Source organism: Hymenobacter nivis (assembly GCF_003149515.1).
In the GTDB taxonomy this organism is placed as follows: domain Bacteria; phylum Bacteroidota; class Bacteroidia; order Cytophagales; family Hymenobacteraceae; genus Hymenobacter; species Hymenobacter nivis.
Genome location: NZ_CP029145.1, coordinates 3,102,725 through 3,115,968, shown reverse-complemented (window position 1 = coordinate 3,115,968; position 13,244 = coordinate 3,102,725). Strand labels below are relative to the sequence as shown.

Annotated in this window: 11 protein-coding genes; 8 read left to right on the top strand and 3 right to left on the bottom strand. The window is 64.3% G+C overall.

Annotated features, from left to right (window positions below; genetic code table 11):
- Nucleotides 1-227: 227 nt before the first annotated feature.
- Both DDQ68_RS13795 and DDQ68_RS13790 read right to left on the bottom strand, forming a co-directional pair.
- Nucleotides 228-1,124, bottom strand: a complete 897-nt coding sequence (locus DDQ68_RS13795; RefSeq protein ID WP_109656819.1) for a carboxypeptidase-like regulatory domain-containing protein — start codon at nucleotides 1,122-1,124, stop codon at nucleotides 228-230.
- A 100-nt stretch (nucleotides 1,125-1,224) separates the two neighbouring features.
- Nucleotides 1,225-2,091, bottom strand: a complete 867-nt coding sequence (locus tag DDQ68_RS13790; RefSeq protein WP_162550104.1) for a carboxypeptidase-like regulatory domain-containing protein — start codon at nucleotides 2,089-2,091, stop codon at nucleotides 1,225-1,227.
- A 253-nt stretch (nucleotides 2,092-2,344) separates the two neighbouring features.
- On the opposite strand from DDQ68_RS13790, the gene DDQ68_RS13785 reads away from it, so the two are divergent.
- Complete coding sequence (locus DDQ68_RS13785) at nucleotides 2,345-2,602, top strand: FeoA family protein (RefSeq protein WP_245897044.1); 258 nt, start codon at nucleotides 2,345-2,347, stop codon at nucleotides 2,600-2,602.
- Between the two features lie 11 nt (nucleotides 2,603-2,613).
- Nucleotides 2,614-4,779: a ferrous iron transport protein B gene (gene feoB, locus DDQ68_RS13780; RefSeq protein ID WP_109656816.1), complete on the top strand. Its 2,166-nt coding sequence runs from the start codon at nucleotides 2,614-2,616 to the stop codon at nucleotides 4,777-4,779.
- Between the two features lie 182 nt (nucleotides 4,780-4,961).
- Here the strand turns inward: feoB and DDQ68_RS13775 are convergent, their stop codons facing one another.
- Entirely contained in the window at nucleotides 4,962-5,540 is a 579-nt protein-coding gene (locus DDQ68_RS13775) for a hypothetical protein (protein WP_109656815.1), read from the bottom strand.
- A gap of 306 nt (nucleotides 5,541-5,846) precedes the next feature.
- Here DDQ68_RS13775 and DDQ68_RS13770 point away from each other — a divergent pair, with 306 nt between their 5' ends.
- The 6 genes from DDQ68_RS13770 to DDQ68_RS13745 all read left to right on the top strand — a co-directional run bounded on the left by DDQ68_RS13770 (nucleotide 5,847) and on the right by DDQ68_RS13745 (nucleotide 13,089).
- Nucleotides 5,847-7,094: an efflux RND transporter periplasmic adaptor subunit gene (locus tag DDQ68_RS13770; protein ID WP_109656814.1), complete on the top strand. Its 1,248-nt coding sequence runs from the start codon at nucleotides 5,847-5,849 to the stop codon at nucleotides 7,092-7,094.
- 66 nt (nucleotides 7,095-7,160) lie between these two features.
- Nucleotides 7,161-8,630, top strand: a complete 1,470-nt coding sequence (locus DDQ68_RS13765; RefSeq protein WP_109656813.1) for a TolC family protein — start codon at nucleotides 7,161-7,163, stop codon at nucleotides 8,628-8,630.
- A 350-nt stretch (nucleotides 8,631-8,980) separates the two neighbouring features.
- Complete coding sequence (locus DDQ68_RS13760) at nucleotides 8,981-9,670, top strand: ABC transporter ATP-binding protein (protein ID WP_438830706.1); 690 nt, start codon at nucleotides 8,981-8,983, stop codon at nucleotides 9,668-9,670.
- Between the two features lie 114 nt (nucleotides 9,671-9,784).
- Nucleotides 9,785-11,029 (top strand): ABC transporter permease, encoded by a 1,245-nt coding sequence (locus DDQ68_RS13755; protein ID WP_109656812.1) that lies wholly within the window; start codon nucleotides 9,785-9,787, stop codon nucleotides 11,027-11,029.
- Nucleotides 11,029-12,204 carry an ABC transporter permease gene (locus tag DDQ68_RS13750; protein WP_109656811.1) on the top strand — a complete coding sequence of 392 codons (1,176 nt, stop codon included), beginning with the start codon at nucleotides 11,029-11,031 and terminating at the stop codon, nucleotides 12,202-12,204. Before DDQ68_RS13755 ends, DDQ68_RS13750 begins: the two co-directional genes overlap by 1 nt.
- Before the next feature lie 183 nt (nucleotides 12,205-12,387).
- Nucleotides 12,388-13,089: a head GIN domain-containing protein gene (locus DDQ68_RS13745; RefSeq protein WP_109656810.1), complete on the top strand. Its 702-nt coding sequence runs from the start codon at nucleotides 12,388-12,390 to the stop codon at nucleotides 13,087-13,089.
- Nucleotides 13,090-13,244: the final 155 nt, after the last annotated feature.

Below are 13,244 nucleotides of genomic sequence, written 5' to 3'. Positions count from 1 at the left end.
CGTTGCCGGGGGATTTTTTATGGTAGTTGGCCAGCGCTGGCCAGGTATAAAGCGCAGACTTATTCCCGAATTAAGAAAAGGCTAAAAGACCGTCATGCTGAATGCAGTGAAGCATCTTTCCCGCTGAGTAATTTAATCGGGCAACGACGCAGTAAAGATGCTTCACTGCGTTCAGCATGACCGTTCCATAGTTTTATCAATTCAAGAATTCCGTGCCTGCCGGGGCCCTACTTGGTGGCGTCCACTTCGGCCCGGATCATGGCGTTGTAGCGCGAGGCGCCGTTGGCCAGCGTAATCAGGCTCCAGCCGCGGCCGATGGCGTAGAGCCAGGTGCGGCTGTCCTTGAACTCGAAGGTGGGGCGCAGGATCTGGCCGTAGGGCGTGTAGTTGTCCATGAAGTTGGTGGTGTAGAACTTGTCGCCGCTCACGATCCACTCCATCGCCACGTAAAATCCTTCGTCGGGGGCCGGGATGTTATACGACGTCAGGTCCACATCAAACCACCCACCGCCGCGGGCCGCCGATACTACCACGTTGTCGAGGAGCAAGTCCGAGTTCGGGGCGTTGTAGTTGCCGTCGGCCCGGTAGAGGCGCACGCGAAAGGGCTCGCGCGGGAAGCCGTTTTCGCCGATGTAGAACGACACGGAGCGGATGTAGCCGAATTTTTTTTGCTTGTCGTTCTTCATCAGGGCCGCGTACTGCGAGCCGGGCAGGCCCTGGATCATGCCCAGGCCGGGCGACGTGGTGCGGGCCCCCAGCATAGCGGGCTTCATTTGGGCGGCCTTCACCGTTACCTCGGCCAGCCGCACGCTCTGCTTGGGCAGCTCGATGATGAGGTCTTCCATGTTGGCCCCGCGCTTCACGCGGATGGCCGTGCGCCGGAAGCCCAGCGCCACCACCACGATGGAGTCGTCGAGGCTGCGCTCGGGCATGGCCAGCTGGAAGTAGCCGTACTCGTTGGTGAGGGCCCCGGTGCCCTCGTCGCGCAGGCTGATGGAAGCAAACGCCACAGGGTCTTTGGTGGCCTGGTTCACCACGCGGCCGGTGATGCGACCCTCCTGGGCGCGGGCCAGGCCCGGCAGCAGGCCGGCGCTCAATAGGAGAAAAAGTAGTTTCTTCAGCATGGAAGCGGGATGTATAACGGATAACGACGAATGGCGCGCCCCGCGGGGGCGGGGCCCCAAAAAATAAAATAGGCGGGCGGATAGCTTGGCTTACTGGTGGTTACTTAATCATGTCCACGTCGGCCTTGATCATGGCGTTGTAGCGCTGGCCGGTGCCGTTGGCCAGCGTCATCAGGTTCCAGCCCTTGCCGATGCTGTAGGTCCAGGTGCGGCTCTCCTTGAATTCAAACGTGGGCTTCATGATCTGGCCGTAGGGCGTGTAGTCGTCCATAAAGTTGGTGGTGAAGAACTTGTCGCCGCTCACTACCCATTCCATGGCTACAAAGAACCCTTCGTCGGGCGCCACCACGTTGTAGGGCGTCAGGTCCACGGTGTACCACTGGCCGCCCTGGGGGGCCGACACCACCACGTTTTCCGTGAGCAGGTCGGTGTTGGGGGCGTTGTAGTTGCCATCGGCCTTGTAAATCCGCACCCGGAAGGGCTCGCGGGGGAAGCCATTTTCGCCAATGTAGAACGACACGGTGCGCACGGCCCCCAGCTTTTTCTGCTTGTCGTTCTTCACAAAAAAGGCGTACTGCGAGCCCGCCTGGCCCTGAATCATGCCCTCGCCGGGGTTTTTGGTGCGAGCCCCCAGGGCAGCATTTTTTATTTTGCCGGCCTTCACCGTCACCTCTTTCAGGGCCACGGCCTGCTTGGGCACCTCAATGGTGAGGTTGTCGAGGGCGGCGCCGCGCTTCACGAGCACGGTTTTGCGCAGGTAGCCCAGGGCCATGATGAGCAACGTGTCCTGTGCGTTTTTGGTGGGCGCGGGCACCACAAACTGGCCGTGCTCGTTGCTAAGGGCCCCCACTTGCTCGTCCTTCAGCCCGATGGACGTGAAGGGCAGAGGCTCCTTGGTAACCGCGTCCACGATGGTGCCCTTAAGTAGCACTTGTCCGGACTGTGCGTAAGTATAGGCGGGTAGCACAACACCGCATAATGCAATAAAAAGTAAGCGTCTTAACATGATTAGATAGTTCAGCGGTAAATACTGCAAATTCAGACGGAAAGATATTGGAAAAAAAATTGTCTTAAACAATTACGCAGGATTTCGTGTCATTGGTTTTCGCCCGGATGCCTGGGGGGGAGCGGTAACGCCCCCGTTTAGGGGCCCCGCGATTGGCAGCAGTGGCGTACCTTTGTTTAAACCCTTTCTAAATAGAATGCCGTATACCTCCGCTGTGGCTGCTCCTTCCCCCGTCCCTGCTTCCCGGCGCACGGCCCGCGACTTGCGCGTGGGCGAGACCGGCACCATTTGCTGCCTCGGAGACCCCGTGATGGCCCTGCGCCTGCTCGACATGGGCTGCGTGCCCGGCGTGACGGTGCGCCTGAGCGGCCGCGCCCCCTTCGGCGACCCGCTGATGCTGGTACTCGGCGACGAGGAGTACACGCTTTCACTGCGCGGCAGCGAGGCGGCCACCATTCTGCTTAAGGACTAATTACCAACGGGATGGCGGATGCTCGGACCATTGCGGCGGCGCCGGCCGCGGGCCCCGGGGCCCCGGAAGCGTTGGCGCGGCCCATGCGCATCGCCCTCATTGGCAACCCCAACTCCGGTAAAACCTCGCTCTTCAACCAGCTCACCGGCCTCAACCAGAAGGTGGGCAATTTCCCCGGCGTGACCGTGGACCGCAAAAGCGGCTGGGCGCAGCTTACGCCCGCCCGCCGCGCCGAGATTGTGGACCTGCCCGGCACCTACTCGCTCTACCCCAAAAGCCTCGACGAGCGCGTCATCACCGACCTGCTCTACGACCCGTCCTCCACCAGCTACCCCGACTTTGTAGTGGTGACGGTGGATGCCAGTAACCTACGCCGCAGCCTGTTGCTGTTCAGCCAGTTGGCCGATCTGGGCTTGCCCGCTATTTTAGCTCTTAACATGACCGACGTGGCCGAGCGCCACGGCGTGCACATCGACCTGGGGGCCCTGGCGGCCGAGCTGGGCGTGCCCGTGGTGCCCATGAACGCGCGCAGCGGCAGCGGCGTAGCAGCCCTCAAAATTGTAATGGCCGAGCGCCTGGCCGCCCCGCCCGTGCGCTTCTGGCAGCCCGATTCGGCGGTGCAGCCGCTGGTGCACCGGCTGCGCGCCCACTTCCAACTGCACAGCGACTACCTGGCGCTGCACTATGCCCAGCAGGCTGAGTACCTGGCCTTCCTCAGCGCCGAGGACCGCGCCTATGTGCAGGGTCTGGTGCAGGAATACGCCTTTGACGGCACGGCCCAGCAGGCCAGCGAAACCATTGGGCGCTACGCCCGCATCAACGAGATTCTGCTCGAAACCGTGACGGTGACGCGCACCGAGCAGCGCGAGCCCGTCAGCAACCGCATCGATCGGGTGCTGACGCACCGGGTGTTCGGCTACCTGATTTTTCTGGCCGTTTTGTTCTTGCTGTTCCAGGCCATTTTTGCCTGGGCGCAGTACCCGATGGACCTGATTGACCAGGGCATCGGGGCCCTGAGCGGCTGGCTGCAAAGCACGCTGCCCCCGGGGCCCCTCACGCGCCTGCTGACGGAGGGCGTGCTGGCCGGCCTGGGCGGCGTGCTCATCTTCATTCCCCAAATTGCTTTGCTCTTCGCCTTCCTGGCGGTGCTGGAGGAAACGGGCTACATGGCCCGGGTTACCTTCCTCATGGATAAGCTGATGCGGCCCTTTGGGCTGAGCGGTAAGAGCGTGGTGCCGCTGATTTCGGGCCTGGCCTGCGCCGTGCCGGCCATCATGGGGGCCCGCACGATTGAGAGCTGGAAGGACCGCATGATTACCATTTTCGTGACGCCGCTGATGTCGTGCTCGGCGCGCATTCCGGTGTTCACGGTGCTGGTGGCGCTGGTGGTGCCCGACGAGAGCGTGGGTTTTTTCAACCTGCGCGGCGTGGTGCTGATGGGCCTGTACCTGCTCGGGCTGTTCTCGGCCCTGGGCTCGGCGTGGCTCCTGAAAGTGCTGCTAAAGGCCCGCGAGCGGAGCTACTTTATCATGGAATTCCCGGTGTACAAGTGGCCGCGCTGGAAGAACGTGGCCCTCACCATCTACCAAAAAGTGCAGGCCTTTGTGTGGCAGGCAGGCCAGGTGATTGTGGCCATCTCGGTACTGCTGTGGGGCCTGGCCAGCTACGGCCCCGGCCAGCGCCAGGACGTGGCCGAGGCCCAGGTCCGCCGCGAGGCCGCCATCCACCGCTGGACGCCCGCCGAGCTAGGCCGCCAGGTGGCCTCGGCCCGCCTCGAAACCTCCTACGCCGGCTCGTTCGGCCACGCCCTGGAGCCAGCCATCCGCCCACTGGGCTTCGACTGGAAAATCGGCATCGCGCTGCTCACCTCTTTCGCCGCCCGCGAGGTGTTCGTGGGCACCATGAGCACCATCTACAGCGTGGGCCAGGACGCCGATATGAGTACCGTGCAGGAAAAGCTGCGGGCCGAAAAAGACCTCAACGGCCAGCCATTCTTCACCCCGGCGCGGGCGTTTTCGCTGCTCGTATTCTACGTCTTCGCCATGCAGTGCATGAGCACGCTGGCCGTGACCTACCGCGAAACCAAGAGCTGGCGCTGGCCCGCCGCCCAGCTCGTGTACATGACCGGCCTGGCCTACGCCGCTTCGGTATTCGTCTGGCAAATCTGGGGCAGCTAGGGGCTTTGGCGCGGCTTCGTGCAGTTGGGTTGGCCACCGGAGGGCCGTCATGCTGAGCGCAGTCGAAGCATCTCTCCCGCGTAAGTAAATAATCACTTACGCGGGAGAGATGCTTCGACTGCGCTCAGCATGACGGCCTTATAGTAACAAATAGAGCTTGTGTGTAGAGAATCATAGGGCCCCTAACGCGGCTTGGTGCGGTTGTGCAGGTACTGGCCCATGGAGATGTAGAACCTCTTCGCGGCCAGCTTGGGCAGGTGCACGATGAGGGCGGTGCACTTGCTGTCGGGGGCTTTGCCATTGGTTTCGAAGGCAATGCCCTTGGCCCCCGCGTCGTAGAGGTAGCGCACGCCGCCGGGCACGCTGTAGGTGGTGGCTAGCGGCAGGGCTCCGTAGGCTGCCCGGATGCTGCGCAGGTTCGAGCCCGTGTGCAACCCATTGGCCAGTTGGAAGTAGGGCGACGTGGCCCGCACCACTTGTACCGAGCGGTGGCTGCCGTCGCCGCCGGGCGGTGTGGCCGTGTACACGTCCAGCTCGGTGGGGGCCCCATGGGCTGGACGGGGCCCGTACCACGAAACCCAGGCCTTGCCCATGGCCCCGTCGCTGCTGTTGGGCGGGGTGGTGGGCAGGTGGGCGGCGGCCGGGGCCAGGCCCAGCTGCACTTGCCCCAGGCTGCGGCCCGGCACCACCAGTTGCCGCGGTGTGGGGGCCGCGCTTAGGAGGAAAGTAGCAAGCAGGAGTAGGGGGAGGCGAAGGGTCATGGGGCGAAAGTAGGCCGATTTTGGGAACTGGTTGTGCTGGCGGTGCCCCGCCAGTCGTCAGCTAGGAGCCAGTTCTCGAATAAGCAAATTGAACGCATCCCTCTCTTTTGGAGAGGGGCTGGGGGTGAGGCTCCCCAGATGAGGGCCCCACCAGCCATCCACCAATGGACAGGTGTCCGAAAACGGACAGTTTTTACAGCTTGATTTTTTACGATTTTAATCACAAATTGCTAAAATACAATTGATTATAAATTTGGCACGCGGCTTGGCAAAGTAGGGTAGAACCAATCCCTACAGTGCCCGAAAATGGACAGAGCCCTCGCCCCATCCGTTCAAACGAACCGCCGCCGCCGCCAGTGGCTGCTGGGCCTGGGGGCCCTGGCGCTGGCCGTGGCTGGCTGGTGGGGCCTGCGCAAGGCCTTGCAGCCCAGCCTGCGCCGCGCCGACGTGCTGACGGCCCGCGTGGAAATCGGCGACGTGGAAGCGGCCCTCACCGCGGCCGGCACCATCATTCCGGCCCACGAGGCGGTGATTTCCAGCCCAATAGCCAGCACCATCCGGCGGGTGGCGGTGGCCGTGGGGGCCCAGGTGCTGCCCGGCCAGACCATTCTGGAACTCGACAAGGAGGCCGCCCAGGGGGCCCTGGCCAAGCTCGACGATGAGCAGCTGCGCAACCAGAACAAGAACGACCAGCTGCGCCTGGCCCTCGAAGGCCACCTCAACGACCTGGGGGCCCAGGCGGCCTCGCAAGCCGTGAAGGTCAGCAGCTTGCAATCGACGCTGCGCGACGAGCAGCACCTGCTGGAAATTGGCGGCGGCACGGCCGAGGCTGTGCGCCAGGCCGAGCTGAACCTGGCCGTAGCCCGCCTCGAAGCCGACCGCCTGGCCCGCCAGCTCGCCAACCAGCGCCGGGCCAGCGCCGCCGACGTGCGCGAGCTGGGCTACACCGTCTCGATGCAGCAGCGCAGCATTGCCGAGCTGGCCGGCAAGCTGCGGCAGGCTGATATCAGCAGTCCCCAGCCAGGCGTGCTGACCTGGGTGAACGACAACCTGGGGGCCGCCGTGCCCGCCGGCGAGCCCCTGGCCCGGGTGGCCGACCTCAGCCGCTTCCGGGTGCGGGCCACGCTGTCAGACGCTTATGCGGGCCAGCTGCACCCCGGCGACCCCGTGGTGGTGCGCGCCAACGGCACCGACCTGCGCGGCACCGTGGCCAGCATCAGCCCGGCCGTGGACAAGGGCGTGGTGACCTTCTACGCCCAGCTGGCCAACGACCACGCCCCCGCCCTACGCGCCAACCTGCGCGCCGACGTGTTCGTCATCACCCGGGCCCACCCGCACGTGCTGCGCATTAAAAACGGACCCTTCTACCAGGGCGGGCAGGAGCAGGCAGTGTTCGTGGTGCGCGGCGGCAAGGCCCTGCGGAAAGTGGTGCGCTTCGGCGATAGCAACTTCGATTACGTGCAGATAACCAGCGGCCTGCAAGCCGGCGACGAGGTAGTGGTGTCGGATATGAAAGACCATTTGGAAACGCCCGAGCTGGCGCTTCACGACTGAATAAGAAGCGCATGACGGCCTTTTTGAAGCTAAGATGTACGCCATAATTTGACAGCAAACTTGCTGATGAAATTTTTCTATTTATTCATAATCAGCGTTCTGGGCTTCGTGCCCGCCCGCGCCCAGGGCCCCGCCGACAGCCTGACGCTGGCCGCCGTGGTGGCCCTGGCCCAGGGCCGCGCCGCCGTGGGCCAGCAGGCGCGCACCAACCGCGAAACCGGCTACTGGGCCTACCGCGCCTACCAGGCCAGCTTCCGCCCGCAGCTGGGCCTGCAAGGGGTGCTGCCTAATTTTAGCCGCGTAATTGCGCCCGTGGTGCAGCCCGATGGTACTACTTCCTTTCAGTCGGTGCGCATCAACAACTCGATGCTGGGCGTGGCCCTCTCGCAGAACATCGGCCTGACGGGTGGGCAGGTGGTACTGGGCTCGCAGGTGCAGCGGTTCGATAACTTCAACGGGAACACCAAGCAGTATAACAACCAGCCTTTTACGCTGGGCCTGACGCAGCCCATCGGCTACTTCAACCCGTTGCGCTGGGCCCGGGCCGTGGAGCCGCTGCGCTACCGCGAGAGCCAGCGCCAGTTTGCCGAAGACCGCGAAACCGTGGCCCAGCGCGCCACCGAGCTGTACTTCGACGTGCTGGTGCAGCAGGTGAACGCCGCCGTGGCCGCCCAAAACGCCCGCGCCACCGCCGAGCTACTGCGCGTGGGCCAGGAGCGCTACCGCCTGGGCCGCCTCTCGCAGAGCGACGTTATCCAGCTGGAGCTGAATTTGTTGAACGCCCAGCAGGCCCAAACCCAGGCCGGCCTCGATGCCGAAAACGCCGCCGTGTCCCTGGCCGCCTACGCCGGCCTGCCGGGGCCCCAGGCCGGGGCCGCCCCCGCGCTGGCCGTGCCCGTGCCCGCCCCAGCCCCGCCCGTGGTGCCCACCGAGGCCCTGGCCCAGGCCCGCCAGCACCGCGCCGCGCCCCTGGCCTTCCAGCGCCGGCTGCTGCTGGCGGCCCGCGACGTGGCCTACGCCCGCGGCACCACCGGGTTCCAGGCCACGCTGCTGGCCAACCTGGGCTACGTGAACCAGGCCGACCGCCTGAGCGCCAGCTACCTGGGCCTGCAAAACCAGCAGCAAGTCAGCCTGGCCTTCAGCCTGCCGCTCGTGGACTGGGGCCGCCGCCAAAGCCTGGTGCGCACCGCCGAGCTGAACCGCGACCAGGAGCAGCGCAACGTGGCCCAGGACGAGGCCACCTTTGCCCAAACCGTGCTGGTGCAGGCCCGCCAGCTGGGGCCCCTGGGCCAGCAGGTGGGCCTGGCCGCCCGCGCCGACGCGCTGGCCCAGCGCCGTTACGCCATCACCCGCGCCACCTACGAGGCCGGCCGCCTCAGCCTCACCGACCTCATCATCGCCCAGGCCGCCAAGGACGGGGCCAGGCGCGGCTACATCCTGGCCCTGCGCGCGGGCTGGGTGGCCCACTACCGCCTGCGGGCCCTCACGCTCTACGACTTCGACCGCCAAGTGGCTCTCAGCGACGACCCTTCCTAATTGAAATCACGCTTCTTTCTTGTCAGTAATGAAAACGTCATGCTGAGCGCAGCGGAGCGAAGTCGAAGCATCTCTCCCGCAGCAGTAATCCTGATTATGCCGCTCACGAAGTGGAATGCGAAAACGAAGTAGGGTGCGGGGCTTGCCCCCGCCCGTCATTGAACGGTTCCGTCGGCTTTCGTTCAACGACGGGCGGGGACAAGCCCCGCACCCTACTTCGTGACGAGTGTAGTTGAGCAGTAGAGATGCTTCGACTCCGCTGCGCTACGCTCAGCATGACGGTCTTATTGCATCCACCATTCAAGTATCACCCACGCACCACCACTCAAGCACTACCAACCAACCTCCTCATGCAAACCCCCGCCGCGCCGGTGCTCCAGCTCACCGACATCGAGAAAATCTACCAGACCAAAACCATCGAAACGGTGGCGTTGCACCGCATCAACCTCACCATCGGGCGCGGCGAGTTCGTGTCCATTATGGGGCCCAGCGGCTGCGGCAAGTCCACGCTGCTGAGCTTGATGGGCCTGCTCGACGAGCCCACCCACGGCACCGTGGCCGTGGACGGCCGCGCGGTGCAGTCGTATTCTGACAAGGAATTAGCCGGGCTGCGCAACTTGAAAATCGGCTTTGTTTTCCAGAGTTACCACCTCATCAACGACCTCGCGGTGCTCGACAACGTGGAGCTGCCCTTGCTGTACCGGCCCGGGCTGGGCGGCAAGGAGCGCCGCCAGCGGGCCCTGGCCGCGCTGGACAAAGTAGGGTTGAGCGCCCGCACCGGGCACTTCCCCAGCCAGCTTTCGGGCGGGCAGCGGCAGCGGGTGGCCATTGCGCGGGCCCTGGCCGGGGCCCCGGAAATCATCCTGGCCGACGAGCCCACCGGCAACCTCGACTCGGTGATGGGCGAGGAAATAATGGATTTGCTGCTGGGCCTGAACCGCGAGCACGGCACCACCATCGTGATGGTGACCCACGACGAGCAGCAGGCCCTGAAAACCCAGCGCCTCATCCGCCTTTTCGACGGCAGCCAGGTGGGGTAATCAATTATCAGTGAATAGTTAGCAATGAAAACACTAGCCCGTCATGCTTCGACTCCGCTGCGCTGCGCGGACGCCAGATAAGCATGACGGCCTTATAAACTCATAATTAATACCATGCTCCTTTCTTACCTCAAAATTGCCTGGAAGGTCTTGCAGCGGCGCAAGTTCTTTACGTTCATCAGCCTGTTTGGCATCAGTTTTACGCTGATGATTTTGCTGGTGGTGTACGCCTTGTACGACCACACGGTGGGGCCCCACACGCCCGAAAAGCGCGTGGACCGGCTGCTGTTCGTGACGCACGTGGGGCTGTGGGCCCCCAATAGCCAGAGCAATTCCAACCCCAGCTACTCGTTTCTGAATCGCTACGTGCGGCCGCTGCGCACGCCCGAAAAAGTATCCATCGCCACGGGCGGCGGCTACGCGGTGGCCTACGTGGGCAATACTAAGCTGAAGCTGAGCCAGAAGGGTACCGACGGCGCGTTCTGGCAGGTGCTGGACTTTGACTTTCTGGCCGGCCGGCCCTACTCGGTGCAGGAGGTGGGCACCGACGCCCGCGTGGCCGTCATCAATGAGAGCACGGCCCGCCGCTACTTCGGCGCGGTGGCGGGCGCGGTGGGCCGTACCATCGAGGCCGACGCTACCGGCTACCGGGTGGTGGGCGTGGTGCGCGACGTACCCGCCGCGCGCACCCTCAGCACGGCCGACATGTGGATTCCGCTGGGCCTGGCCGTGGACGTGAATGAGCCCAACTACTTCGGCAACTGCATGGCCATATTGCTGGCGCCCAGCGCCGAAGCCCTGCCGGCCATGCAGGCGGAGTTCAAGCAAGTGATGCGCCACGTGCCGGTGCAGGACCCCAAGGAATTCACCGAGCTGCGCGTGTACGCCAATACGCTGCTGGGCTTCACGGTGCGCGAACTCATGACCGACAACGACGGGCCCGACGACGGCGTGGCCTGGTTTGGGCGCGTGGCGCTCGGCGTGGCCCTGCTATTTATGCTGCTGCCGGCCCTGAACCTGGTGAACCTGAACGTGAGCCGGATGCTGGAGCGCTCCTCCGAAATCGGGGTGCGCAAGGCGTTCGGGGCCACGGCGGGGCGGCTGGTGGGGCAGTTTCTGGTCGAAAACATCTTCCTCACGCTGCTGGGCGGGGTGCTGGGCCTGGCGCTGGCTGCCGGGGTCCTGGCGCTGCTCAACGGCAGCAGCATCATCGAGCACGCCCAGTTTGCCCTGAACGGGCGGGTGTTTGCGGTGGCGCTGGGGGCGGTGCTGTTTTTCGGGCTGCTGTCGGGGGTGTACCCAGCCTATAAAATGTCGAAGCTACCCGCCATTCAGGCCCTAAAAGGAGGAACCAACTAATGCTGAAGCACTTATTCACCCTCATCTGGAACCGCAAGCAGGCCAACGCGCTGCTGATTGTGGAGATTTTTCTGGCCTTCGTGGTGCTGTTCGTGGTGGGCAGCCTGCTGGTGTACCGCTGGCAGAACTACCGGGCCCCGCTGGGCTTTGCTTACGAGCAGGTGTGGGCCGTGGACCTCGACCCCGGCATCCAGCCCAAAGCCGAGCGCTACGCCACCCAGCAGCAAATCATCCAGCGCATCAAGTCGCTGCCCGGCGTGCGCGCCGTCACGCGCTCCGGCTCTAATACGCCGTTCAGCAACAGCCATAATTTGAATAATACTGAGCGCCCCAACCAGCGGGTGCTGCGGCCCTCCGGCAACGTATACAACCTGGACGATGCGGCCGGCGACGTGCTCCAACTACCTCTGGAAGAAGGCCGCTGGTTCGACCGGCGCGACGACGGGGCCCCGGTGGTGGTCATCTCGCGCGACATGAAGGAGCTGCTGTTCCCGAACGAAACGGCCGTGGGCAAGCTCGTCGTCTCAAACGGGAAAAAGCGGATTGTGGGCGTGACGGCCCCGTTCCGAGCCGATGGCGACTTTGCGGATCCCAAGCAGGCCATTTTTCTGCGTAATGGCTTGCAGGATACCACTTTTGAACATCTCGAAACGCTGCTGGTGCGGGTGCAGCCCGGCGCTGGCGGGGCCCTGGAGAAGCAAATTAGTAGCGACATCCGCGCTATCGGCCCGGGCTGGAGCAGCAACATTACCCCGCTGGCCGAAATGCGCGACAAGCAGCTGAAGGCCGTGCTGACGCCGCTGGTGGCCCTGGTCATCACCTGCGTGTTCCTCATCGTGAACGTAGCGCTGGGCCTGTTCGGGGTTCTCTGGCAAACCATCAACCAGCGCCGCTCCGAAATCGGGCTGCGGCGGGCCATCGGGGCCAGCGCCGGCGGCATCAGCGGGCAGATTCTGGGCGAGATTCTGGTGGTGGCCACCTTCGGGCTGGCGTTGGGGCTGCTGGTGGCGGCGCAGTTCCCGCTGCTGGGCGTGCTGGGCGTGCGGGCGGGCGTGTACGCCACGGCCATGCTGCTGGCCGCCGGGCTGGTGTACCTGCTCACGGTAGTTTGCGCGCTGTACCCCAGCCGGTTGGCGGCGGGCATCCAGCCGGCCGTGGCGTTGCGCGAAGAATAATGGGCCCGGGGCCCTGCCGACGCGGTACGGCGTTTTTTTAGGGCCCCGGGCAACTGGCGGCGCTCCTGCCGCATCTTACGTCCCGGCTGTACCAGGTTTATTGGCTGGCCGCTGTAACGAACCGGCCCGGGCCCCGGTAGCCGCGCCAAATCCTCCATCCATCTCTTCTTTCTCCCGTCTTTCATGAAAAACCTCCTTCTCCCCGCCCTGCTCTCATTGGTGGCCCTTGTGCCCGCCCTTGCCCAAACCGATGCGCAGGTGCGCCCGGTGGCCGCGTTCCACGCCGTCAAGGTAGGCAGCGGCATTGCCCTGGACCTCACCGCCGGCGCCGTGCAGCGCGTGGAGGCCAGCGCCGCCACCGCCGAGCTGCGCGACCGCATCAAAACCACCGTGGAGGACGGCGTGCTCGTTATTAAATACGAGGCCCCCGACGAAAACAACCGCCGCAACACCAGTACCCAGCACCTGCGCGTGGCCGTGACGGCCGACCAGCTCACGGCCCTCACGGCCGGCAGCGGCGCGGCCGTGGACGCCCGGGGCAACTACGCGGCCCCCACCTTCCAGCTCGACGTATCGTCGGGGGCCGTGCTGCGGGCCGACATCGCCACCACCGACCTCACCGTGCGCCAGGGCAGTGGCAGCGTCATCACCCTCAAGGGCAAGGCCCCGCACCTCGACATTCGCACCGGCAGCGGCGCCGTCTTCAACGGTAAAGACCTGCAAACCGACAAGTGCGAGGCCCAGGCCAGCAGCGGCAGCGTCCTGAAAATTGCCGTGCGCGACGCCTTGGTGGCCGAGGCCAGCAGCGGTGCCAGCATCAAGTACGAGGGCTCGCCCACCGTCACGAAGCACACTGGCAGTGGCGGCAGCGTGCGCAACATATAGTTGATTTTCAGATATTTCTGTAAAAGTATATTCATTCAGGCCGTCATGCTGAGCTTGCCGAAGCATCTCTCCCGCAGCAGTAATTATTTACTCAGCGGGAGAGATGCTTCGGCAAGCTCAGCATGACGTTCTTTTGGCTGTTCAGTTGGGTCGAC

Coding starts and splice junctions, on each gene's coding strand:
- DDQ68_RS13795 (WP_109656819.1), bottom strand. CDS start 1,124: ATGCTGAAGAAACTACTTTTTCTCCTATTGAGCGCCGGCCTGCTGCCG.
- feoB (WP_109656816.1), top strand. CDS start 2,614: ATGGCGGATGCTCGGACCATTGCGGCGGCGCCGGCCGCGGGCCCCGGG.
- DDQ68_RS13755 (WP_109656812.1), top strand. CDS start 9,785: ATGCTCCTTTCTTACCTCAAAATTGCCTGGAAGGTCTTGCAGCGGCGC.
- DDQ68_RS13750 (WP_109656811.1), top strand. CDS start 11,029: ATGCTGAAGCACTTATTCACCCTCATCTGGAACCGCAAGCAGGCCAAC.
- DDQ68_RS13775 (WP_109656815.1), bottom strand. CDS start 5,540: ATGACCCTTCGCCTCCCCCTACTCCTGCTTGCTACTTTCCTCCTAAGC.
- DDQ68_RS13770 (WP_109656814.1), top strand. CDS start 5,847: ATGGACAGAGCCCTCGCCCCATCCGTTCAAACGAACCGCCGCCGCCGC.
- DDQ68_RS13745 (WP_109656810.1), top strand. CDS start 12,388: ATGAAAAACCTCCTTCTCCCCGCCCTGCTCTCATTGGTGGCCCTTGTG.
- DDQ68_RS13760 (WP_438830706.1), top strand. CDS start 8,981: ATGCAAACCCCCGCCGCGCCGGTGCTCCAGCTCACCGACATCGAGAAA.
- DDQ68_RS13765 (WP_109656813.1), top strand. CDS start 7,161: ATGAAATTTTTCTATTTATTCATAATCAGCGTTCTGGGCTTCGTGCCC.